19 protein-coding genes are annotated in these 22781 nt (G+C 74.1%); 4 read left to right on the top strand and 15 right to left on the bottom strand.

The window, feature by feature from the left end; genetic code table 11:
- Window positions 1–40: 40 nt before the first annotated feature.
- Window positions 41–898 (bottom strand): sulfurtransferase, encoded by an 858-nt coding sequence (locus ACPFP2_RS27040; RefSeq protein ID WP_424092640.1) that lies wholly within the window; start codon window positions 896–898, stop codon window positions 41–43.
- Between the two features lie 160 nt (window positions 899–1058).
- On the opposite strand from ACPFP2_RS27040, the gene ACPFP2_RS27035 reads away from it, so the two are divergent.
- The gene (locus tag ACPFP2_RS27035) at window positions 1059–1748 is read left to right on the top strand and encodes a metal-dependent transcriptional regulator (protein WP_424092638.1); all 690 of its coding nucleotides are present in this window, start codon (window positions 1059–1061) and stop codon (window positions 1746–1748) included.
- Window positions 1749–1785: 37 nt separating this feature from the next.
- Here the strand turns inward: ACPFP2_RS27035 and ACPFP2_RS27030 are convergent, their stop codons facing one another.
- The 8 genes from ACPFP2_RS27030 to nrdR form a co-directional block, all read right to left on the bottom strand.
- The gene (locus tag ACPFP2_RS27030) at window positions 1786–2331 is read right to left on the bottom strand and encodes a hypothetical protein (protein ID WP_424092637.1); all 546 of its coding nucleotides are present in this window, start codon (window positions 2329–2331) and stop codon (window positions 1786–1788) included.
- 92 nt (window positions 2332–2423) lie between these two features.
- The gene (locus tag ACPFP2_RS27025; RefSeq protein ID WP_424092635.1) at window positions 2424–3689 is read right to left on the bottom strand and encodes an MFS transporter; all 1266 of its coding nucleotides are present in this window, start codon (window positions 3687–3689) and stop codon (window positions 2424–2426) included.
- Window positions 3690–3807: 118 nt separating this feature from the next.
- Window positions 3808–4050: a DUF5522 domain-containing protein gene (locus ACPFP2_RS27020; RefSeq protein WP_424092633.1), complete on the bottom strand. Its 243-nt coding sequence runs from the start codon at window positions 4048–4050 to the stop codon at window positions 3808–3810.
- An 82-nt stretch (window positions 4051–4132) separates the two neighbouring features.
- On the bottom strand, window positions 4133–5122 hold the full coding sequence (locus ACPFP2_RS27015; protein WP_424092631.1) for an asparaginase: 990 nt from the start codon (window positions 5120–5122) through the stop codon (window positions 4133–4135).
- 116 nt (window positions 5123–5238) lie between these two features.
- A complete protein-coding gene (locus tag ACPFP2_RS27010) occupies window positions 5239–6873 on the bottom strand; it encodes an alpha/beta fold hydrolase (RefSeq protein ID WP_424092629.1) in 1635 nt (544 codons plus the stop codon).
- A 196-nt stretch (window positions 6874–7069) separates the two neighbouring features.
- A complete protein-coding gene (locus tag ACPFP2_RS27005; protein WP_424092628.1) occupies window positions 7070–8005 on the bottom strand; it encodes a DUF2332 domain-containing protein in 936 nt (311 codons plus the stop codon).
- Between the two features lie 131 nt (window positions 8006–8136).
- Window positions 8137–11034, bottom strand: coding sequence for a vitamin B12-dependent ribonucleotide reductase (locus tag ACPFP2_RS27000; RefSeq protein ID WP_424092627.1), 2898 nt, complete (start codon window positions 11032–11034; stop codon window positions 8137–8139).
- A gap of 66 nt (window positions 11035–11100) precedes the next feature.
- On the bottom strand, window positions 11101–11589 hold the full coding sequence (gene nrdR / locus ACPFP2_RS26995) for a transcriptional regulator NrdR (RefSeq protein WP_424092626.1): 489 nt from the start codon (window positions 11587–11589) through the stop codon (window positions 11101–11103).
- 578 nt (window positions 11590–12167) lie between these two features.
- Between nrdR and lexA the strand changes: the two genes are divergently transcribed.
- Entirely contained in the window at window positions 12168–12950 is a 783-nt protein-coding gene (lexA, locus tag ACPFP2_RS26990) for a transcriptional repressor LexA (protein WP_424092624.1), read from the top strand.
- A gap of 73 nt (window positions 12951–13023) precedes the next feature.
- Here the strand turns inward: lexA and ACPFP2_RS26985 are convergent, their stop codons facing one another.
- Together ACPFP2_RS26985 and hflX are read right to left on the bottom strand one after the other, a co-directional pair.
- Window positions 13024–14835 (bottom strand): hypothetical protein, encoded by a 1812-nt coding sequence (locus tag ACPFP2_RS26985; protein ID WP_424092623.1) that lies wholly within the window; start codon window positions 14833–14835, stop codon window positions 13024–13026.
- A gap of 49 nt (window positions 14836–14884) precedes the next feature.
- A complete protein-coding gene (gene hflX / locus ACPFP2_RS26980) occupies window positions 14885–16336 on the bottom strand; it encodes a GTPase HflX (protein WP_424092621.1) in 1452 nt (483 codons plus the stop codon).
- A gap of 175 nt (window positions 16337–16511) precedes the next feature.
- Here hflX and ACPFP2_RS26975 point away from each other — a divergent pair, with 175 nt between their 5' ends.
- Window positions 16512–17984, top strand: coding sequence for an NAD-dependent malic enzyme (locus ACPFP2_RS26975; RefSeq protein ID WP_424092619.1), 1473 nt, complete (start codon window positions 16512–16514; stop codon window positions 17982–17984).
- 26 nt (window positions 17985–18010) lie between these two features.
- Here the strand turns inward: ACPFP2_RS26975 and dapF are convergent, their stop codons facing one another.
- The 4 genes from dapF to ACPFP2_RS26955 are packed head-to-tail and all read right to left on the bottom strand — an operon-like array spanning window position 18011 to window position 20991.
- Window positions 18011–18856 carry a diaminopimelate epimerase gene (gene dapF / locus ACPFP2_RS26970; RefSeq protein ID WP_424092617.1) on the bottom strand — a complete coding sequence of 282 codons (846 nt, stop codon included), beginning with the start codon at window positions 18854–18856 and terminating at the stop codon, window positions 18011–18013.
- Between the two features lie 7 nt (window positions 18857–18863).
- Window positions 18864–19889 (bottom strand): tRNA (adenosine(37)-N6)-dimethylallyltransferase MiaA, encoded by a 1026-nt coding sequence (gene miaA / locus ACPFP2_RS26965; protein ID WP_424092615.1) that lies wholly within the window; start codon window positions 19887–19889, stop codon window positions 18864–18866.
- The gene (locus tag ACPFP2_RS26960) at window positions 19772–20491 is read right to left on the bottom strand and encodes a hypothetical protein (RefSeq protein ID WP_424092614.1); all 720 of its coding nucleotides are present in this window, start codon (window positions 20489–20491) and stop codon (window positions 19772–19774) included. Before ACPFP2_RS26960 ends, miaA begins: the two co-directional genes overlap by 118 nt.
- A 50-nt stretch (window positions 20492–20541) precedes the next feature.
- Window positions 20542–20991 carry a hypothetical protein gene (locus ACPFP2_RS26955; RefSeq protein ID WP_424092612.1) on the bottom strand — a complete coding sequence of 150 codons (450 nt, stop codon included), beginning with the start codon at window positions 20989–20991 and terminating at the stop codon, window positions 20542–20544.
- Between the two features lie 251 nt (window positions 20992–21242).
- Here ACPFP2_RS26955 and ACPFP2_RS26950 point away from each other — a divergent pair, with 251 nt between their 5' ends.
- Window positions 21243–22451 (top strand): DUF349 domain-containing protein, encoded by a 1209-nt coding sequence (locus ACPFP2_RS26950; protein WP_424092610.1) that lies wholly within the window; start codon window positions 21243–21245, stop codon window positions 22449–22451.
- Window positions 22452–22781: the final 330 nt, after the last annotated feature.

Here is a 22781-nt window from a genome sequence, read left to right as displayed (position 1 = left end):
CGTCGCACGAGCGTCGCCGACCGCCGACGGCACGCGCGGCTCACGGCCGTGGCGTCTGTCCCGTCGCCACCGGACGGGCCGGGTCGGCCACCCACTCGCTCCACGACCCGACGTAGAGCGCGGCGTCCGGCCGGCCGGCGAGGTGCAGGGCGAGCACCGCCTGCGCGGCGGTCACTCCCGACCCGCAGTACGCCCCCACCGGCGCGTCCCCGGTCACGCCGACGGCGGCGAAGCGCTCGCGCAGCGCCTCGGCGGACGGGAAGCGGCCGTCGGCGACGTACTGCGGCGCGGGGAGGTTCACCGCGCCGGGCACGTGCCCGGCGACCGGGTCGATCGGCTCGGACTCGCCCCGGTAGCGGGGCGCGGCCCGCACGTCCAGCAGCACCCCCGCGTCGGCCGCCGCCAGGGCCGCCGCGGCGGCGGTGTCCAGCACCGGCAGGGCGCCCGGGCGGACGGTCACGTCACCCGGGGCGGGGGTCGGCGTCTCGGTGGAGGTGGGCAGGCCGGCGGCGAGCCAGGCCGGCCAGCCGCCGTGCAGCAGGCGTACCTGCCGGTGGCCGGCCCAGCGCAGGGTCCACCAGGCGCGGGCGGCGGCCATGCCGTCGCCGCCGTCGTACACGACGACGGGGTGACCGGCGCGCACGCCGGCGGCCCGCAGCGCGGCCTGGAGCGCGGCCGGGTCGGGCAGCGGGTGCCGACCGGCGACGCCGGGCGGGCCGCAGAGCGCGGTGTCCAGGTCGACGAAGACCGCGCCGGGCAGGTGACCGGCGGCGTAGTCGTCGCGCCCGGGCGGGCCGGCGAGCCGCCAGCGCACGTCGAGCAGGGTGGGCGGCTCGGGCCGGGACAGCTCGGCGGCGAGCTGTCCCGGCTCGATCAGCGGCGTCTCGGCTCCGGACATGGCGTCCAGTCAACACCATCCGGGCAGCGACCTCGCGGTTCGGCACCGGCGGTCCGTCGGACGGCCGGGGTAGCATCGTGCACCGGAGGGCCGCTGACGTGAAACACGATCTGATCGACACGATTGAGGGCGTAGTCACCTCCGAGGAGAGGTGGTAACGATGGCCCGACACGATCTTGTCGACACGACCGAGATGTACCTGCGCACCATCCTCGAGTTGGAAGAGGAAGGTGTGCCGCCGCTGCGTGCGCGGATCGCCGAGCGGCTGCGGCAGAGCGGGCCCACCGTCAGCCAGACCGTCGCCCGGATGGAGCGCGACGGCCTGCTCACCGTCGAGGGCGACCGGCACCTGACGCTGACCCCGCTGGGCCGCAGCAGCGCCGTCTCCGTGATGCGCAAGCACCGCCTCGCCGAACTGCTGCTGGTCAACGTCATCGGGATGCCCTACGAGGAGGCCCACGAGGAGGCCTGCCGCTGGGAGCACGTGATGAGCGACGCCGTCGAGAAGCGGGTCTACGACCTGCTCAACCGGCCGACCCGCTCGCCGTACGGCAACCCGATCCCGGGGCTGGAGGAGCTGGGCCTGCCCGAGCCCGCGGCCGCCGACACCGCCGAGGCCGAGCGCAACCTCGCCTTCCCCGGCCTCTCCGGGCAGGTCGTGGTCCAGCGCATCTGCGAGAGCGTGCAGACCGACTCGGACGTGCTGCGCCAGCTGCACGCCGCCGGCATCGACCCCGGCGCCACGGTCACCGTCGCCCAGGAGCGGGACGGGGTGTCCATCGACCGCTCGGGTGAGCGGATCCGGCTGCCCCGCGAGGTCGCCTCCCGGGTCTTCGTCGCCGCGCACTGACGGCGGCCGGCCCGGCTGGCCGGTGTGTCGCCAGGCCTCACCCGGTACGGGTGTCGATCTTCCTGGCCAGGTCGACCAGCTTGCCGGTCAGCTCCTCGGCATCGGCCTTCGCCGCCCCGCGCTCACACGTCCAGCGCAGGGTGGCCAGCCGACCCTCGACGAGCCAGCCCACCTCGGCGGCCGGCCCCTGCTTGGCCGTCTTCGCCACCGTCCGGCGGTAGGCGGCCCGGCCCAGCTTCGACACCTTCGCCGCGCCCTCCGGCTGCACGTCGGCGGTGAAGGTCGCCACGTCGATCGAGGTGTCGGTGACGGTCAGGGTCAACTCGGGCAGGGTGGCGCCCTCGGCGCGGACCACGCAGGTGCGGGTGTCCTTCCGGTCACTCGCCGCCGCCACGTCGAAGCGGACGCCGGTGTGCTCCTCGATCACCCCGAAGTCGAGCAACGTGCAGGCCCCGCCGGAGGAGGCGGCGGCCACCTCGACGGTCACCGGCTCCACGGGTGGTACGGCCACCGGCGCGGGATCACCGGCGCAGCCGGCGGTCAGCAGGGTTGCTGCGGCGCCCAGCCAGATCCGCACACGCACGGGAACCTCCGCGATCGGCGGCGGGCGGGCCCGCCGGTTGTCCGTCGGACACCGTACGGGCTCTCCTGCCGGGAGGGAAGCCTGCCCGATCGTCAACTCGACGGCAGGTCGCGCATTCTCCGCAGGGGAGAGAGCACCACCCAGAGCGCGGCGCTCCACGTCCCCAGCGCGCAGACCACCAGCGCCGGCCGCACCCCCCACCCGCTGCCCAGCGTGCCGCCGAAGAGCGCGCCGAGCGGGACCGCCCCGAAGCAGATCCACAGGAACGCGGCGGTGACCCGGCCGAGCAGCTCCGGCGGGGTCACCCGCTGCCGGTACGACAGGATCGCGATGTTGAACAGCACCGCGTTGGCGGAGAACGCGGCGAGACCGACGGCGTAGAGCAGCAGCCCCCAGCCGGGCCGGGCCAGCGGGACGAGCAGGTAGAGCGGACCGGGTACGGCCATCGCCACCCAGATCACCCGGGCCGAGCCGATCCGGCGGGAGATCCGGTCGGCGAGCGCGCCGGTGACCAGCCCACCGACCGCGCCGAGGGAGAACACCGCACCGACCAGCGCCGGGGCGGCGTCCAGCTCGCGGACGAGGTAGACGACCTCCAGCGACTGCGTGGCGACGGCGAAGAAGTTGGACGTGGTGACGCAGGCCAGGATCCGCAGCAGGATCGGGTGCCGCCGGACGAATCCCAGCCCCTCGGTCAGCGCGGCCCGCGCCGGGACACGCGCCGCTGCGGCGGGCCGCTCCTGCGCCGGCAGCCGGACGAGCAGCAACGTCACCGCGCTGACCACGAAGGTGAGCGCGGTGCCGACGACGGTCCGGGCCCCGCCGACCAGCCCGGTCAGTGCCCCGCCGACGGTCGGCCCCACGAGCTGGGCGACGTCCTGGCTGACGGAGAGCCGGGCGTTGCCCTCCACCAGCTGCTCGGACGCCACCAGGCGCGGCAGGACGGTCTTGTACGCCACGGTGAACAGCACGGTCAACACCCCGGAGAGCCCGACCACGGCGTACAGAAGGGGCAGGGTGAGGTGGCCGACCAGGGCGGCCACCGGCACCGCGAGCATCAGCGCGGCCCGCCCCAGGTCGCACCCGACCATCAGCCGCCGCGGCTCCACCCGGTCCACGAGCAGCCCCGCGGGCAGCGAGAAGAGCAGGTACGGCAGCCAGGCCAGGGAAGTCAGCAGGGAGACCTGGAGGACACTGGCGCCGAGGGCGTCGGCGGCGAGCAGTGGCAGCGCCACCCCGCTGACGCGGATGCCGAGTTCGCCGGCCGTCTGGCCGGCCCAGAAGAGGGCGAAGTTCCGGTGCCGCCACAACTGGACGCGCGCCGTGCGCCGTGGGGAGGAGACGAGTTGCTCGGTCACGGACGCCACCTGCCGCCGGTCGGACGGTCCGCCACGGCCGTCGCCGGGCCGACGGCCCGGCAGCGTCAACCTAGGTGGACGGGCCCCGGTCGGTCACCCGGTTAACCGCGCTCGCGGGTCAGTCGTCGACGTACGGGCAGTGCCGGCAGCCCCGGCCGCAGCAGGTGCCCCGGCGGGCGAGAAAGGCGGCGCTGAGCACGAAGAGCCCGGTGGACGGGTCGAGGTAGCCGGCCTCCCCGGCAGCCAGCGCGGCGGCGTGCGCGCCGAGGATCCGGGCCCGGTCGGGGTGCTCGGGCGGCAGCCGCGACGGGTGCGGCTCGGTCAGCGGCCGGTCCGCCAGGGGTCGTCGCTCGCCACTCATCGCGGCGAGTCTACGGAGCCCGCCTCCCCGGGCCGGCCGCCGGGACGTGGCCGGCGACCGTCGTCCGGCGCACCGCCGCCGGTCAGCCGTGGCGGGCGAAGGCGTCCGCCACCTCGTCGCGTCCCGCGCCGGCGGCGAGCAGCGTCCGCAGCAGCACCACCGCCTTGTACGGGTCGAGCAGCCCGCCGTTGACCAGGCCCCGCCGTTGCAGGTCGGTCTCCGAGCCGACCGCGCCGTAGGTGTGCCGCAGCACCGGGCCGGCGCCGGTACGGGAGGTCAGCACCACCGGCATCCGGTCGGTGAGCGCGCCGAGCACCGGGGCGAGCGCGGACGGCACGTGCCCCACGCCGTACCCGGCGACGACCAGGCCGTGCCGGCGGTCGGCCAGCCCGTCGAGCAGCCAGCCGTCGTCGTCGAGGGTGACGGTGTGCAGGGCGACCCGGGTGGCGTCCAGCCGTTCCGGGTCCACCGACGGCAGCGGCGCGTGCCGGGGCGGCCGGGTGAGCAGGCGTACCCGCCCCTCCGCGACGTGACCGAGCGGCCCGGCGTTCGGGGAGGCGAAGGTGGCCGTACTGGTGCTGTGGGTCTTGCGGACCCACCGGGCGGCGTGGATCTCGTCGTCGGCGACGACCAGCACCCCCAGGTCGCGGGCCTCGGCGGACGCGGCGACCCGGACCGCCGCGAGCAGGTTGGCCGGGCCGTCGGCCCCGGCCAGGGTGGGGTTGCGCATGGCGCCGGTGACGACCAGCGGCGCGGCGTTCGGCCAGACCAGGTCGGCGAGGTAGGCGGTCTCCTCCAGGGTGTCGGTGCCCTGGGTGACGACGACGCCGGTCGCGCCGCCGGCGACCGCCCGCGACGCGGCGTCGACCACGTCCAGCAGCCGGCGGTACGTCAGGTCGGCGCTGGGTACGGCGAGCGCGTCGCGCACGTCCAGCTCCTCGCCGGCCGTGTCGAGCCCGGGTACGGCGGCGAGCAGGTCCGCCCCGGTCAGCCGGGTGACCACCGGCCGCTCCCCCGGGCCGATCCCGGCCATCGCGATGGTCCCGCCGAGGGTGAAGAGGGCGACGCTCACGCCGGCGACCCTACGCGAGACGACCCGGCCACCGCCGTCCCGCCGGGGTGCCCGTGATCGTCTGCGAAGATCCGGCCCGGCTCGACGTCGACGGACGATCATCGCCGCCGCCGCGGTCAGACGCCGGAGCCTCGGGTCTCGGTGAGCACCCGGGTCAGCAGGTCGGTGACGGGGCCGGGCCGCTGGAACAGGGACCGGTGCCCGGCCCCGTCGAGGACCACGTGTTCCTTGCGGGGCGCCTCCAGGCGCGCGTACCACTCGCGCGTCAGGGCGAGTCGGCCGGGCACCTCGTGGGCCCCGTCCATGAGGTACACCGGCACGTCGAGCCGGCGCACCTCCCGGCGGAGGTCGAGGTGCTGGAGCTGCGGATAGAGCACGTCGAACCCGTCGAGGCTGCCGCTGAGCGCGTGCGCCTTCTCCAGCAGGGTGTACTCGGGCACGTTCAGGTTCTCCGCCACCCCGTCACGGCCCTCGGCGTTGCCGGTGCGGTCGAAGTCGAACGCCCCGGCCTCGTTGGCCAGCAGCGGCTCGTAGGTGTACATGTCCGGGTACGGCGGCGGACCCAGGTCGGTGAGCTGGTCCGCCAGGTCGGCACGGCCGGTGCGGCGGGCCCAGGCGACGGTGTCGGCGTACTGGCTGATGTCGGCCGCGCGCAGGTCGACGGCCTGCCCGACCCCGACGTACGCGCGGAACAGCTCGGGGCGGCGCCGCACGGCCGTCACCCCGACCAGGGAGCCGCCGGAGTGGGCCATCAGGTACACCCGGTCCTGCCGGAACCGCTGCCGCAGATGCTCCACCACCGCGATGGCGTCGGTGACCTCGCTGTCCAGGGTGAACGACGACGACGGCGCGAAGGCCGCCCAGGACCTCGCCCCGCCGCGCCGGTCCACGGTGGCCAGGACGAAGTGTCGTTCCAGGCCGGCGAGGTGCCGGCGGACCGAGCCGACCTCCGAGGAGCCGGGCCCGCCGGGCAGGAAGAGCAGCACCGGGGCGTTCCGGTCGGCACCGCGCAGCATCAGCCCGAGTTCCCGGTCGCCGCTGTGCACCGTGGTCAGCTCGGCGATCCCGCCCGGGACCGGGGCGGTGCGCGCCGGCACCGCCGCCGCGACCGTGACGAGGGCGACGACGGCGGCGAGGAGGCCCACCCCCGCCCGGCCCGCCCAGGTCCACCAGGGACGGCGACGACCCGGCGCGCTGCCGGCAGCCGGCCCACCGGTCCGCACGTCGGTGGCCGCACGGGCGTCACCGGTCGACGCCGCCGGCTCGGGCGTGTGCCGACCGTCGCCCGCCGCGCCCGTCGCCGGCTCGGGCGTGTGCCGGCTGCCGTCCGCCACGCCGGGCGCCGGCAGCACGGCGGTTGCCCGCCGGGCGGCACGGCGGGCGAGCCCCGCCCCGTACGCGGCCCCGACCAGCAGCGGCAGCAGGGTGAGCAGGCCGTGCAGTCCGCGGCCGAGCAGCAGGGCGGCGACGCCGAAGCCGCTCAGGTGCGGGGCGTCGACGGTCGGACCGCGCAGCGGCATCCGGACCAGCTCCACGGCGAGCGCGAAGAGCACCGGCGCGGCCAGCATCGCCCAGCGGGACCGGCCCAGCCAGCCGGCGAGCAGCCCCGCCGCGAGGCTGGCCAGCACCGACACCACGGCATCGTGGTTGCCGCCGGGGCCACGCGGTGTCCACCAGCCGACGACCAGGCCCCAGACGGTCGGGCTGAGAGCCGCGAGGAGCAGCAGGGCGGGACGGGACGGCTTCGCCATGGTCACCTCACCCGGGGGTCATCTGGACCGTCAGCCTAGTGAAGATCGATCTCACCCGCTGCCCCGAACCGGTGACGGAGAGCGGCGACGAGGCGGTCCAGAGCGCGCCTGTCCGCCCACCGGGCCGGTCTGCGCCGGAGGCGGTTCCGCCGGGCGCGGAGGCGGGCTCCGACGGACGCTGCGTCGGACGCGGGCGTCACGCGAACCAGATCAGCCCCTGGCCGTGCGGGCGGGTCCAGGCCAACGGCCTGCCGTCCAGCGCGAGCACGTTGCACAGCGCCGCGTCCGGCGGCTCGGGCAGGCCCTCGCAGGGCAGCACGTCCGGGGCCTCGTTCGCGACCCAGTGACCGGGCAACCCGCGCACCACCTCGGTGAACGCCTCCCGCCGCGCCCTCGGCACCTGATACAGCACGGAGGTGTGGAACACCACCAGCGTCGCGCCGGCCGGTGCCCGGGCGGCCAACGCCGCGACGTCGTCCACCAGGTCGCCGCGGACCAGCGACGGCGGGTCGGCGGCGGCGACGGTCGCGGCGGCGCGCAACCGGTCGCGGCGGTACGCGTGCTCCGGCCAGATGAGCGCGTCCAGCCACCTGACGTCGGCGGGATCCGTGACGTCGAGCGGGTTCAGGTCGAGGCCCGCCCGCCACACCACCTCGGGCCGACGGGCCGGCGGGGTCGTGCCGGTGAGGTCGCAGTCGAGCACCGGCTCACCGGCACCGAGCCGCTGCTCGCCGTACCGGTAGGCGTACCGGTCGGGGTACAGGTTGAGGCCGGCGGACGCGCCGACCTCCAGCAGTGCCAGCGGCTGCGGCAGCGCGGCGAGCACCGGCAGCAGGACGGCGCACCGGCCCGGCTCGTTCGTCTGGGTGGCCCGCGAGCGGCATTCGGCGGCCACCGCCGCCCAGTTCGACACCGTGAAGTCCCGGAACGCGACCGGATCGTCGACCGGCCCGCCGAGCAGCCGGACGACGCCGAACAGCAGGTTGGGCTGCCGCTTCGCCGGTGGCAGCGGATCGAGCAGAGCGAGCAGCGCGTGGTCCCGGGACACGGCCAGGGCGAGTCGCTCGTACGTCGGGGACACGCCGTGGGCCTCCCGGGCGGCGAAGTCCGCGTACGCGGCGGAGGTCGTCATGCCCTGATGCTGGCAGCGCGGGGTCCGGTGGTGCCCGGTCTGTCACGCAACTCACGGCGGGCGTGGCCGGGAGAGGGCGCGCAGCAAGGCGCCCCGCACCTGACGGATGCGGGGCGCCTTGTCGTCGTACGTCAGCTGCAGCCGCTGGTGGAGCCGCAGCCCTCGCAGACGTAGCAGCTACCGGCGGGGCGCATCTTCGTACCGCAGGTGAAGCAGAGCGGCGCGTCGGCGGCCTTGCCGATCACGGCCTCCAGCAGTTCGGTGGAGGAGCCCACGGCCGGCGCCGGCTTGACGGCGGCGACGTCGGCGACCTCCTGCGCCGGCTGGGCGACCGGGCCGGTCTTCGGCTCCGGCGCCTCGACCGGGGCGGACGAGGCCATCGCGGTGAGTTCCGCACCGCTGACCGTGCCGGCCTCCGCCTCGGCCTCGGCCCGCAGCTGGGCGGCCCGCTCCTTGGCGGTGAAGATGCCCAGCTCGGCGCGGCGCTCGTACGGCAGGAAGTCCAGCGCCAGGCGACGGAAGATGTAGTCCATCACCGAGGCCGCCATCCGCACGTCCGGGTCGTCGGTCATGCCGGCCGGCTCGAAGCGCATGTTGGTGAACTTGCTGACGTACGTCTCCAGCGGGACGCCGTACTGCAGGCCGATGGAGATGGCCACCGAGAAGGCGTCCATCACGCCGGCCAGGGTGGAGCCCTGCTTCGACATCTTGAGGAAGACCTCGCCGAGGCCGTCGTCCGGGTAGGACGACGCGGTGAGGTAGCCCTCGGCGCCGCCGACGGAGAAGCTGACCGTCTGCGACGGGCGCTTCTTCGGCAGCCGCTTGCGCACCGGGCGGTACTCGACGACCTTCTCGACCGCCTTCTCCGCCTCGGCCGGGGCCTCGACGGCGGAAGCAGCCTTGTTCGGCTTGGCCACCGAGAGCGGCTGGCCGACCTTGCAGTTGTCCCGGTAGATCGCCAGCGCCTTGAGGCCGAGCTTCCAGCCCTCGAAGTAGATCTTCTCGACGTCCTCGACGGTAGCCGCCTCCGGCATGTTGACCGTCTTGGAGATGGCGCCGGAGATGAACGGCTGCACCGCCGCCATCATCCGCACGTGGCCCATCGGAGCGATGGAACGCTCACCCATGGCGCAGTCGAAGACCGGGTAGTGCTCCGGCTTGAGGCCGGGGGCGTCCACCACGTGGCCGTGGTCGGCGATGTGCTCGACGATCGCCTCGACCTGCTCCTCGGGGTAGCCGAGGCTGCGCAGGGCGCGCGGCACGGTCTGGTTGACGATCTGCATCGAGCCGCCGCCGACCAGCTTCTTGAACTTGACCAGCGCCAGGTCCGGCTCGACGCCGGTGGTGTCGCAGTCCATCATCAGGCCGATGGTGCCGGTCGGGGCGAGGACGCTCGCCTGCGAGTTGCGCCAGCCGTGCTTGTCACCGACCTTGTTGCCCTCGGTCCACTGCTTGGTGGCCTCCCGCTGGATGGCGGTGGCGACCGTGCCGGCCGGCTTGATCGCGTCGTTGGCGGCGGCGTGCTTGCGCATGACCCGCTTGTGCGGCTCGGCGTTGCGGGCGTAGCCCTCGTACGCGCCGACGATGGCGGCGAGCTCGGCCGAGCGGCGGTACGCGGTGCCGGTCATCAGCGAGGTGATCGCCGCGGCGACCGAGCGGCCCTGCTCCGAGTCGTACGGCAGGCCCGAGGCCATCAGCAGCGCGCCCAGGTTGGCGTACCCGATGCCGAGCTGGCGGTAGGCGCGGGTGGTCTCGCCGATCTTCTCGGTCGGGAAGTCGGCGAAGCAGATCGAGATGTCCATCGCGGTGATGACGAACTCGACCGACCGGACGAACTTCTCCACCTCGAAGCCGCCGTCGGCGCGGAGGAACTTCATCAGGTTCAGCGAGGCCAGGTTGCACGAGGAGTTGTCCAGGTGCAGGTACTCCGAGCACGGGTTCGACGCGGTGATCCGCCCGGTCTCCGGGCAGGTGTGCCAGTCGTTGATGGTGTCGTCGTACTGCAGGCCGGGGTCGGCGCACTCCCAGGCGGCCTGGGCGATGGTGCGGAACAGCTTCTTGGCGTCGATCGTCTCGATGGTCTGCCCGTCGAGCCGGCCGCGCAGGTCGAAGCCGCCGCCGTTCTCCACCGCCGTCATGAACTCGTCGGAGACCCGCACCGAGTTGTTGGCGTTCTGGTACTGCACGCTGACGATGTCCGCGCCGCCCAGGTCCATGTCGAAGCCGGCGTCGCGCAGCGCGCGGATCTTGTCCTCCTCGCGCGCCTTGGTCGCCACGAACTCCTCGATGTCCGGGTGGTCTACGTCGAGGATGACCATCTTGGCCGCCCGCCGGGTGGCGCCACCGGACTTGATGGTGCCGGCGGAGGCGTCCGCGCCGCGCATGAAGCTGACCGGGCCGGAGGCGGTGCCGCCGGAGGAGAGCAGCTCCTTCGAGGAGCGGATGCGGGAGAGGTTGACCCCGGCGCCGGAGCCGCCCTGGAAGATCCGCCCCTCCTCCTTGTACCAGTCCAGGATGGAGTCCATCGAGTCGTCGACCGCCAGGATGAAGCAGGCGCTGACCTGCTGCGGCGACGGCGTGCCGACGTTGAACCAGACCGGCGAGTTGAAGCTGAACACCTGGTGCAGCAGCATCCAGGTCAGCTCGTGGGCGAAGACCTCCGCGTCGGCCGGGGAGGCGAAGTAGCCGTGCTCCTCACCGGCCTTGCGGTAGGTGCTGACCACCCGGTCGATGAGCTGCTTGAGCGACCACTCCCGCTGCGGGGTCCCCACCGCGCCCCGGAAGTACTTGGTGGTCACGATGTTGGCCGCGTTGACGCTCCAGGACTCGGGGAACTCGACCCCGCGCTGCTCGAAGTTGATCGAGCCGTCCCGCCAGTTCGTCATCACGACGTCGCGGCGCTCCCACGCCACCTCGTCGTACGGGTGCACGCCCTCGGTCGTCCAGACCCGCTGCACCTTCAGCCCCGTCACCGCCGCGCCGTTCCTGGCCGCCCGCGACCGGCTCGTTGTCACGCCGTCCCCCGCCATCTCATCCGCCCCCTCGTCTGCGCGGTCACCCGCCGCGCGTCGTCACTTGTCAGAAATCCGAAAAACTCAACTGGTACGGCCGGCGGCCTCGACCGCGTCGGCACGGGCGCGCGCGGCGGCCCGCAGCGTCTCGATCTCGCGCTCGAAGTCGGCGAGCGAGTCGAAGGACCGGTAGACGCTGGCGAAGCGGAGGTAGGCGACCTCGTCGAGGTCCCGCAGCGGGCCCAGGATCGCCAGCCCCACCTCGTGGCTCGGGATCTCGGCGGCCCCCTTGGCCCGTACGGTCTCCTCGACCTTCTGCGCGAGCAGCGCGATCGAGTCCTCGTCGACCGGCCGGCCCTGGCACGCCTTGCGCACCCCGCCGACGATCTTCGTCCGGCTGAACGGCTCGGTCACCCCGCTGCGCTTGACCACGGCCAGCACCGCCTCCTCGACGGTGGTGAACCGCTTGCCGCACTCCGGGCAGGACCGGCGGCGGCGGATCAACTGCCCGTCGTCGGCCTCGCGGGAGTCGACCACCCGGGAGTCGGCGTGTCGGCAGTACGGACACCGCATCGCCTGACCTCCTTAGATCGACCACGGGCCCGCGCCGCCCGCCTCCGGGCACGCGTCGACCCGGCGGGGCCACCTTCGGTGACCGTCGCCGTCGTCGACGGTACGGGAGTGCGGTCGGTAGTCGAACCCAACCTGTAGGCGACTTACGCCCATGTGACTACTACATCTAGGGGTTGACCGTAGGCGGCCGACCGAGCGCGGTCAAGTTGGGCGGCGTGTCCGGCGCGTCACCTCGGTGATCACCCGACCGTGCCGCCGACAGACCCAACCGCCGAGCCGCGCCGGAGGTTACCGCCCGTCCGGCCCGTACGCGGGAAACGGACGGCCGCACCGAAAGGACGTGCCGGTCGAACACAAGTTCGACGAGGACGTACCATTTATCAGAACGCGCGTTCGAGTTTCCAGGATTTCGCACCGACACGCCGACGGCAGGTCGTACAGATGTTTGAAAATGACCGATCTCACCTATACGGTCATGAACGACCGGGCGCGTCGCACGACGTCGGGCCCGGCCCCGCGAGACCCCCGCACGCACCACGAGCCGCCAAGGCACCCAGCGCCGACCAGGGAGGACGGACGTGACCGAGGACCGGGCCAGCCGGCAGAAGAACCCGCAGCCGATCGCCGAGGCGGGTCCGCCGGCCACTCGGCGTCCCCGCACCACGCGCAGCCGGGCGGCGCAGCCGACCGTGCGCCCGGTCACCCCGGTGGTCAGCAGCTTCCCCGACCCGGCCACCGTCGACCTGACCGCCCGCCAACGACGGATCCTGGAGTTCATCCGCAGCTGGGTCGAGCGCCAGGGCTACCCGCCGAGCGTGCGCGAGATCGGCGAGGCCGTCGGCCTGGTCTCCCCGTCCAGCGTCGCCTACCAGCTCAAGGAGCTGGAGAAGAAGGGCTTCCTGCGCCGCGACCCCAACCGGCCGCGCGCGGTGGACGTCCGGGCCCCCAGCGACGCCGACGACGAGCTGAGCCGCTCGCAGCGCCCGACCCCGGCGTACGTGCCGATGCTGGGCCGGATCGCCGCCGGTGGGCCGATCCTCGCCGAGCAGGCGGTGGAGGACGTCTTCCCGCTCCCCCGCGAGCTGGTGGGTGAGGGCGAGGTCTTCATGCTCCAGGTCAAGGGCGACTCGATGCTCGACGCGGCGATCTGCGACGGCGACTGGGTGGTGGTGCGGCAGCAGCCGACCGCCGAGGCCGGCGACATCGTGGCCGCCATGCTCGACGGCGAGGCGACGGTCAAGACGTACCGCCGGCGCGACGGGCACGTCTGGCTGATGCCGCAGAACCCGGCCTTCGACCCGATCCCCGGCGACGACGCCACCATCATGGGGCGGGTCGTCGCGGTGCTGCGCCGGATCTGACCCGTACCCGACACGACGGGGTGGCCGCTGCCGAAGCGACCACCCCGTCGTCGTGTCCGTGCCTGGCGGCGGCTCAGTAGCGCTCGCCCCGGTGTTCGCGCCCCGGCGGCTGGCCGTAGCCGTGCCGGTCGTCGTACCCCTCGTCGCGGCGTTGGGCGGCTCGTGGATCGCGCGGGCCGGGCTCACGGCGCGGCGGCTCGGCCCGGCCGCCGTACACGCCGCCGCCTCGGGGCGCGGCCCCGTTCGGCGCGCCACCGCGCGGACCGGCGGTGCCCCCACCACGCGGGGCGGCACCGGGCGGACCGGCCGGGACGCCACCACGCAGGCCGGCGCCGGGCGGACCGGCCGGGACGCCACCACGCGGGCCGGCGCCGGGCGGACCGGGCGGGCCGGCCGGAGCGCCACCACGCGGAGCACCACCGCCCGGGGGCTGTCCACCCGCCGCGCCGCCGTAGACGCCACCACCGGCCGGACGGGCGCCGCCGTACACGCCGCCACCGGGACGGCCGCCCGGGGCGCCGCCGCCGGGCGCGCCGGCCGCCGCAGGTCGCGCGCCGCCGGGGGCCGGGCCACCGGGACGGGCGCCGCCGCCGTAGACACCGCCACCGGCCGGCGCGCGGGCGGGCCCACCGGCCGCCGGTGGGGCGCCGTAGACGCCGGCGGCGGGCGCGCCGCCGTACACACCGCCCCGCGCGCCGGCGGCGCCGTCGTCGGCCCGGTCGATCGCCCCGGACGAGAACGGGTCGTCGCGCTCCGGATCGTCGCCGTCGCGTCCCCCGTCGGCGGGGGCAGGCTTGCGCCGGGACCGCAGGATCCCGACGATGCCCGCGCCGACCAGGAGCGCGCCGAGCACGCCGACCGCGGCGATCAGGTACGTGATCTGGTCCAGGCTGAGCGTGTCGAACCAGGACTTCTCCGCCGCCGGCTTCTTCGCGTCGTCCGCGCCGGCCAGCGCCTCCGCCCCGGAGGTCGACGGTGTGTACGCCAGGATGTCGATCGGGTCGTCGGCGGCCAGCTCCCCGGCGTCGGAGACGGTGAGGAAGGTCTTGCCGTCGGGGCTGTAGGAGATCGCCTCGCCGAACGGGTCGGCCAGCGGGGTGACCCGGGGCTTGCCGGTGGTCAGCGCCGCGACGACGTCGTCGCCGGTGACGTCGTACTCGAAGGCGTCGGCATAGGTGCGCAGCACCACCTTCGCGCCGTCGGGCGACCGGGCCGCGCCGGTGATCGCCACCCGGCCGAAGATGTTCAACGGGTTGTCGGTGCTGGTCTCCGGCAGCGCGATCTCGCCGACCTTCTTCATCGGCACCGGCTCGGTGTCGCCGCCGCTCTTCAGCTTCGCCGTCGGGGTGTAGATCTCGGCCTTGCCGCTGGGCACCTTGGTGATCACCAGGGGCTGGTTGTCGGCGCCGACGAGCAGCGCCTCGGCGTCGTGCGGCTTCTGCTCCGGGTACGTCAACCGGTGCAGCACCGGCTGCTTGCCGCCGCCGACCGGCATCGTCCAGACCGCGATCCGGCTGCGCCGCTCCTTGCCCGGGTTGTCACCGATGTCGGCGATCCAGAGGGTCTTGCCGTCCGGCGAGACGGCCAGGTCCTCGGTGTCGAAGGGGCCGGCCCCCGAGTAGCGGACCGGCTCCTTGGCGATCTTGCACTTGCTGTCGAGGTAGAAGACCCGCTTGCGGTTCTCCTGCAACGAGCCGTCGTTGATCACGATGTAGCCGGTCTTCGTGGCGACCAGCCCGGACAGCTCGTCCAGCCGCTGGTCCTCGATGGTGCAGCGCTTCTTGGGCGCGGGAGCGGCCTGCGCCGCCGTGGCGGCACCGGGACACGCCACGATCGCCCCCAGCAGGCCGAGGGCAACCGTGACCGAGGAAACAGCGCGGCGCATTGCGCCAGTGTCGCATGCCTCGTGTTGCGTCCGGGTGACGCCGGGAGCGCTATCGCGCCCCGGCGCCCGCGTGCTCCGCCGCCGCCGCGTACGGGGTCAGCTCGGCGGCGAGCGCCTCGCCGACGCGTACGTGCAGCAGGGTGCCCTCGGCCAGGTGGGAGGTGCTCAGCACCTCACCCTGCCGGTGCACCCGGGCGACCAGGTCACCCCGGTCGTACGGGAGCACGGCACGGATCTCCACCGCCGGGCGGGGCAGCCGCTCCTCGATCGCCTGACGCAGCCCGTCGATGCCGCGCCCGCTGTGCGCGGAGACGAAGATCGCCTCCGGCCAGAGCCGCTTGAGCCGCAGCAGCGTCTCCTCGTCGGTGGCGTCGCTCTTGTTGACCACCAGCAGCTCCGGCAACCGGTCGGCGCCGACCTCGGAGAGGACCTCGCGGACCGCGCGGACCTGCTCCTCCGGATCGGGGTGGGTGCCGTCCACCACGTGCACCACCAGATCGGACTCGGCGACCTCCTCCAGGGTCGAGCGGAACGCCTCGACGATCTGGTGCGGCAGGTGCCGGACGAAGCCGACGGTGTCCGACAGGGTGTAGAGCCGGCCGTCGGAGGTGGTCGCCTTGCGGGTGGTCGGGTCCAGGGTGGCGAAGAGCGCGTTCTCGACCAGCACACCCGCCCCGGTCAGCCGGTTGAGCAGGCTCGACTTGCCGGCGTTGGTGTAACCGGCGATCGCCACCGCCGGAACGGCGTTGCGGGAGCGGCGGGCGCGCTTGGTCTGGCGTACCGTCTTCATGCCCTTGATCTCGCGGCGCAGCCGGGAGATCCGGGTGCGGATGCGCCGCCGGTCGGTCTCCAGCTTGGTCTCACCGGGACCGCGCAGGCCCACGCCGCCGCCGGCGCCGCCGCCCCGGCCGGAACCACCGGTCTGCCGGGACAGCGTCTCACCCCAACCGCGCAGGCGCGGCAGCAGGTATTCGAGCTGGGCCAGCTCGACCTGCGCCTTACCTTCCTTGCTCTTGGCGTGCTGGGCGAAGATGTCGAGGATCAGCGCCGTGCGGTCGACCACCTTGACCTTGGTGCGCTGCTCCAGGTTCCGCAGCTGCGACGGCGACAGCTCGCCGTCGCAGATCACCGTGTCGGCGCCGGTGTGCAGGACCACCGCGCCGAGGTCGTCGACCTTGCCCCGGCCGATGTAGGTGGCCGGGTCGGGCCGGTTGCGACGCTGGATCAGCCCTTCGAGCACCTGCGAGCCGGCCGTCTCGGCCAGCGCCGCGAGCTCGGTCAGGGAGTTGTCGGCGTCGTCCTGCGTGCCCTCGGTCCAGACACCGACCAGGACGACCCGTTCCAGCCGCAGCTGGCGGTACTCGACCTCGGTGATGTCGGTGAGCTCGGTGGAGAGGCCGGGGACCCGCCGTAGCGCCTGCCGCTCCGACAGCTCGAACTCACCGGTGGTGGTGTCGAGCTCGTCGTCCTCGAAGGGGACGTAGGTCTCCTGGTCTCGCAAACTGAGTCTCCTGTCCGTTTGGTCACGTAGGAAGCAATCCTGACATGTGCCAACGCCGGGCGCACCCGCTATATGCCCGTGGTGGACCCCCTGAAAAGCGGGGCCGGCTGCCCGTCGGCGCGAGCGGGCGAGTAGAAATGCTGGCGAGCCGCTCAGCGTCGACGGAGGGAACCGCGTGGCCATCACCCGACTTCCGAGTGCCGGATTCTCGATCACGATCCGGATCGCGGTGCCCGCGGACGCCTCCTCCATCGGCCGGCTGACCACCTCCGTCGGCGAGGCCGGCGCGATCGTCACCGCGCTCGACGTGGTCGACTCCGATCCGACCCACGTGATCGTCGACCTGACCTGCGACACCGCCGACACCGGCCACGCCGACCAGGTGGTCGACGCGCTGACCGCCCTCGACGGCGTGGACGTGCGCAAGGTGTCGGACCGGACGTTCCTGCTGCACCTCGGCGGCAAGATCGAGGTGACCTCGAAGGTCGCGCTGCGCAACCGGGACGAGTTGTCCCGGGCGTACACCCCGGGGGTTGCTCGGGTCTGCATGGCGATCGCCGAGAACCCGGCGGACGCCCGGCGGCTGACCATCAAGCGCAACACCGTCGCGGTGGTCAGCGACGGCTCGGCGGTGCTCGGCCTGGGCAACCTGGGCCCGGCCGCGTCGCTGCCGGTGATGGAGGGCAAGGCGGCGCTGTTCAAGCGCTTCGGCGGGGTGGACGCCTGGCCGGTGGTGCTGGACACCCAGGACACCGACGAGATCGTGCAGATCGTCAAGGCGATCGCCCCCGCGTACGGCGGGATCAACCTGGAGGACATCGCCGCGCCGCGCTGCTTCGAGATCGAGGCCCGGCTGCGGGAGGCGCTGGACATCCCGGTCTTCCACGACGACCAGCACGGCACCGCGATCTGCGTGCTCGCCGCGCTGACCAACGCGCTGCGCGTGGTGGGCAAGCAGCTCGCGGACGTCCGGGTGGTGGTCTCCGGGGCCGGCGCGGCCGGCACCGCGATCATGAAGCTGCTGCTGCGCCAGGGCGTGGGCGACATCATCGCGTACGACCGGCAGGGCGCCCTGCACCGCGAGCTGCCCGACCTGAACCCGGCCTGGCGGTGGCTGGCGGAGAACACCAACAGGGACAACTACTCCGGTGACCTGGCCGGGGCGGTGCGCGGCGCGGACGTCTTCATCGGGGTGAGCGCGCCGAACCTGCTGACCGGCGACGACATCGCCACCATGGCCAAGGACGCGATCGTCTTCGCGCTGGCCAACCCCGACCCGGAGGTCGACCCCCGGGAGGCGCGCAAGCACGCCGCCGTGGTCGCCACCGGCCGCTCGGACCAGCCGAACCAGATCAACAACGTGCTCGCCTTCCCCGGTGTGTTCCGGGGCATGCTGGACGCGCACGCCGAGGAGTTCACCGAGGAGATGGCGATCGCCGCCGCCCGGGCGATCGCGGACGTGGTCGGCGCGGACAAGATCAATCCGACGGTGATCGTGCCGAGCGTCTTCGACTCCCGGGTCGCCCCCGCCGTCGCGGCGGCCGTGCGCGCCGCGGCCCAGAACCCGGCGTCCACCCCGCCCCCCGCGGCCGACCCGGGCCCCGCCGACCTCCCCGAGATCGCCGCCAACGCCTCCGCCACCCCCTGACGCCCCGCGCCCCGGGGGCGCGCGGGTCAGGGGCGCAGCGCCGCCGGGGTGAGTTCGCCGGTGGCGACCAGGACGGCCGGGCCGGAGAGCCAGGAGGAGTCCTCGGTCACCGTGACCGTGAGACGGCCGCCGGGGACGTCGACCGCCACGGTGCCGGTGTCGAGGCCGGCGTCGCGCAGCGCCACCGCGCCGACCGCGCACGCCCCGGTGCCGCAGGAGAGGGTCTCGGCGGACCCGCGCTCGTACACCCGCATCAGCACGTGCCCGTCGGTGTCGGCGACCGGCTCGCCCGGTGCGGTGAACTCGACGTTCACCCCGGCCGGGAAGACCGCCGGGTCGAACTCGGGCGCGCGGGTGAGGTCGAGGCCGGCCAGCTCCAGCCCGGCGGGGAGCGCGCAGACCAGGTGCGGGTTGCCGACGTCCACCGCCGCGCCGGGCAGGGTCAGCCCGCCCAGGGTCGCGACCGACGCGTCGTACACCCGGGGGCGGCGCATCTCGACGGCGATGGCGTCGGCCTCGACCCGGGCGCGCACGACGCCGGCCCGGGTGGCCACCGGCAACGCCGCGCCGGACGGCGTGGCCAGCCCGGTCTCCAGCAGGTAGCGGACGAAGACCCGGGCCCCGTTGCCGCACATCTCGGCGAACGAGCCGTCGGAGTTCCAGTAGTCCATGAACCACTCGGCCTCACCGGCCAGGCCGGCGCCCTCGGGATGCTTGCCGGCCCGTACGACGCGCAGCACGCCGTCGCCACCGACGCCGCGCCGCCGGTCGCAGATCGCGGCGACCAGCCCCGGCGTCAGGTCCAGCGTGCCGTCCGGGTCGGGCAGGATGACGAAGTCGTTGCCGGTGCCGTGGCCCTTGGTGAACTCCACGCCCCCATCATCCCCGATGCGCGGCCACCGTTCGCAGGGCAGTGTCGGTGAACGACGGCGCGGCCGAGTCCAGCCAGTGGACGCGCGGGTCGCGGCGGAACCAGGAGCGCTGCCGGCGGACGAAGCGGCGGGTGGCCCGGACCGTCTCGTCGTGCGCCTCGGCCTCGGTCGTCTCGCCGGCCAGGAAGCGCAGCACCTGCTGGTAGCCGAGCGCCCGGCCGGCGGTACGCCCCTCGGCCAGGCCGCGCCCGACGAGCGCCCGCGTCTCGGCGACCAGCCCGTCGGCCCACATCCGGTCCACCCGCAGCGCGATGCGCTCGTCCAGCAGCGCGGTGTCCAGGTCGACGCCGAGCTGCACCGACGGGTAGTACGGCGTGGGCTGCGGCAGGGAGGCGGTGAACGGCGCGCCGGTCAGCTCGATCACCTCCAGCGCCCGCACGATCCGCCGGCCGTTGCCGGGCAGGATGCTCGCCGCCGCGGCCGGATCGACCTCCCGCAGCCGTTCGTAGAGCGGGGCGGGCCCGACGGCCGCCAGCTCCCCCTCCAGCCGCTCCCGCACCGCCGGGTCGGTGCCGGGGAACTCGAACTGCTCCAGCACCGCCCGCACGTAGAGCCCCGAGCCGCCGACCAGCAGCGGCACCTTCCCCCGGGCCAGGATGTCGTCGACCGCGGCGCGGGCCAGCTTCTGGTACTCGGCGACGCTGGCCGGCTCGGTGACCTCCCAGATGTCGAGCAGGTGGTGCGGAACGCCCTCCCGCTCGGCCGGGGTCAGCTTCGCCGTGCCGATGTCCATCCCCCGGTAGAGCTGCATCGAGTCGGCGTTGACCACCTCGCCGTCGAGGGCGTGCGCGAGGGCGATGCTCAGCGCCGACTTGCCGGCCGCGGTCGGCCCGACCACGGCCACGACGGTGCCGCTCACACCCGCTCCCAGGACGCCACGAAGTAGGCAACGCCGTAGGGGGCCGAGTAGTGGCGCAGCTCGCCGCGCCACTCGCCGCCCGCCGCGCGGGCCGCGCCGGCGAGCACCTGCCACGGCGCCCGCCCGGCGGCCTTCAGCTCCGCCGAGAGCGCCGGGTCCAGGTCGAGCAGGGCCTCGGCGTCCGCGTCGGCCAGGGCCCGGGCCACCGCGTCGTCGTACGCCTCGGCGCGCGGGTCGTCGTAGCCGGGCGACTTGGGGCCGCGGCAGGCGGACCCGTCCCCCATCACCAGCAGCCCCCAGTCGACGTCGCTGCGGTAACCGCCGCCGAGCGCGGCGCATTCCGCCGGGTCGGCGTCCGGGGCCAGGGAGTGCATCCGGGCCACCGACGACGGCCCGGTCGGGCTGCGGCGCAGCAGCCACGCCCCGATCGTCAGGCTCAGCGGCAGCGGGTCCGGCCGGTCCGGGCGCGGACTCCCGACGCAGACCTGGACGTCGGCCCCCCACGGAGCGAGCGAACCGTGGAAGGGGAAGCCGTAGGAGCGGGTCCCGGGTCCGTCGCCGACCACCACGATCCGGTGGGCGCCCGAGTCCAGGAGCCCGGCGACGGCGGCGTCGCAGGCGGCACGCAGGTCGTCCAGCTCGGGGGCGGCGGCACCGGCCAGCTCGGGGACGATCAGCGGCGGGTGGGGGCAGACGGCGGCGGCGACCAGGGGCACCCGGCAACCGTATCGGCCCGGTCGGGCCCGGCGCCGCCGCACCTGCCGCCTCAGCCGGCCTGGCCGCCCCAGCCGCCCTGCACCATGGTCTGGAACCGCCACTGTCCACCGGTCTTCACCAGCAGGTCGGCGTAGCGGACCCGCTGCCGCTCGCCGTCGACGGTGAACTCGGCCTCGGTGAGGACGACGGCGAGGCTGCGGGTGAGGAAGTACGGCGTGCGCCGGGACTCCATCCGCAGGTCGCCCCCGCCGCCGAGCACCCCGCCCATCATCTCCAGGTACGCCGCACGGTCGAGCTGGCGGGCGGAGCCCTCACCGGCCGCGTCGTCGGTGACCGTGTTGAGCGGGAACATCGCCAGCTCGGCGGTGCCGGCCGCGTCGCCCGCCTCGGCCAGCGCGTCGTACCTGCGGAACCACTCGTCGAGTTCGGCCAGGTCGGCCGCGTCGGGCACGAAGCCCTCGTCGACCGGGGGCGTCATCCGGCTGCGGGACTGGGTCATCTGCTCCTCCTCATCGCGCGGGATCCGGATCTCCGAATCTCGTACGTCGTACGGTACACCGTACGTCCGATTGCGACACTCCCCCCAGGAAGCCTGTCTGTGGGTGCTAGGACACCGTATGGTCACGGTCAGAGACAGGCGCTCGACGCGGACGGGGTCGGACCTGTGACAATGCCGAGAGCAACTTGGCTGCGCCGTGGCGGCGATCGCGGGGGCTGTCCCGTCGACGCCGGGAGAACGAGGATGGGCACATGAGCGACTGGACTGCCTTCGGACGGGTGGACGCGGACGGCACCGTGTACGTCAAGACCGCCGAGGGCGAGCGGGTGGTCGGATCCTGGCAGGCGGGAGCCCCGGAAGAAGGGCTGGCCCACTTCGCCCGGCGCTTCGCCGACCTGGTGACCGAGGTGGACCTGACCGAGGCCCGGCTCAACTCGGGCGCGGCGGACGCCGGCCACTCGCTGACCACGATCCGCCGGATCCGCGCCTCCCTGGCCGAGGCGCACGTCGTCGGCGACATCGACGCGCTGGCCGCGCGGCTGGACAAGCTCGCCGCGGTCGCCGAGGAGAAGGCCGGCGAGGCACGCGCCGCCAAGGACGCGGCCCGGGTCGAGGCGCTCGCCCGCAAGACCGCCCTGGTCGAGGAGGCGGAGAAGCTCGCCGCCGAGTCGACCGGCTGGAAGACCGCCGGGGACCGGCTCAAGGAGATCCTCGACGAGTGGAAGACCATCCGTGGGGTCGACAAGAAGACCGACGGTGAGCTGTGGAAGCGGTTCGCCGCCGCCCGGGACGGCTTCACCCGCCGCCGGGGCGCCCACTTCGCCTCCCTCGACCAGCAGCGCAAGCAGGCGCAGACGGTCAAGGAGGAGCTGGTCGCCGAGGCGGAGAAGCTGAAGGACTCCACCGAGTGGGCGGCCACCGCCAACCAGCTCAAGGACCTGATGAACCAGTGGAAGGCCGCCCCGCGCGCCTCCAAGGAGGCCGAGCAGAAGCTCTGGGAACGGTTCCGGGCCGCCCAGGACGCCTTCTTCAGCCGCCGCAGCGAGGTCTTCTCCGCCCGGGACAACGAGCAGCGGGCCAACCTGGAGCGCAAGCAGGCGCTGCTCGCCGAGGCCGAGGCGCTCGACGTCGAGGGCGACCCGAAGGGCGCGCAGGCCAAGCTGCGGGAGATCCAGGCGCAGTGGCACGAGGCCGGCCGGGTGCCGCGCGAGGCCGCCGCCGGGCTGGAGCGGCGGCTGCGCGCCGTCGACGACAAGGTCCGCGAGGTCATGGACTCGGCCTGGCGGCGCACCACCCCGCAGGACAACCCGCTGCTCGCGCAGATGCGGGCGCAGGTCGCCGAGGCCGAGGAGCGGCTGACCCGCGCCCAGGCCGCCGGGGACGCCCGCCGGATCAAGGAGGCCGAGCAGGCCCTCGCCACCAAGCGGCAGTTCCTCCAGCTGGCCGAGCAGGCCGGCTGACCTGACCGTCCCGCGAGCCCTCGGTCCCCCACCCGGGACCGGGGGCTCGCGCGCGCCCCGCGCCCCGCGCCCCGCGCTACTTCCTGAATGTAGTGGCATCCCCTTGGCGGCGAGACCACTACATCCAGGATCGAGCGCGATCTTGGCGCGGGGCCACCGGCAAGCGGCACATCGAGGGCATCGGGCGTGCACGGGTCCGGCGCAGACGCACACGAGTCCGACGCAGACGCGCACGGGGTGGGGCAGCGGGCGCGCACCGAGGTAGACGGCAGTGCTCATCGAGTGAGGGGCGTCGGGCGCGCATCCGGAGTGGGGCGGCAGGGCGCACGG

Origin of the sequence: Micromonospora citrea (assembly GCF_049629545.1) — a bacterium.
Classification (GTDB): Bacteria; Actinomycetota; Actinomycetes; order Mycobacteriales; family Micromonosporaceae; genus Micromonospora; species Micromonospora citrea_A.
Note: the sequence above shows the minus strand (reverse complement) of the source record. Positions and strands in the feature narration are given on the sequence as shown.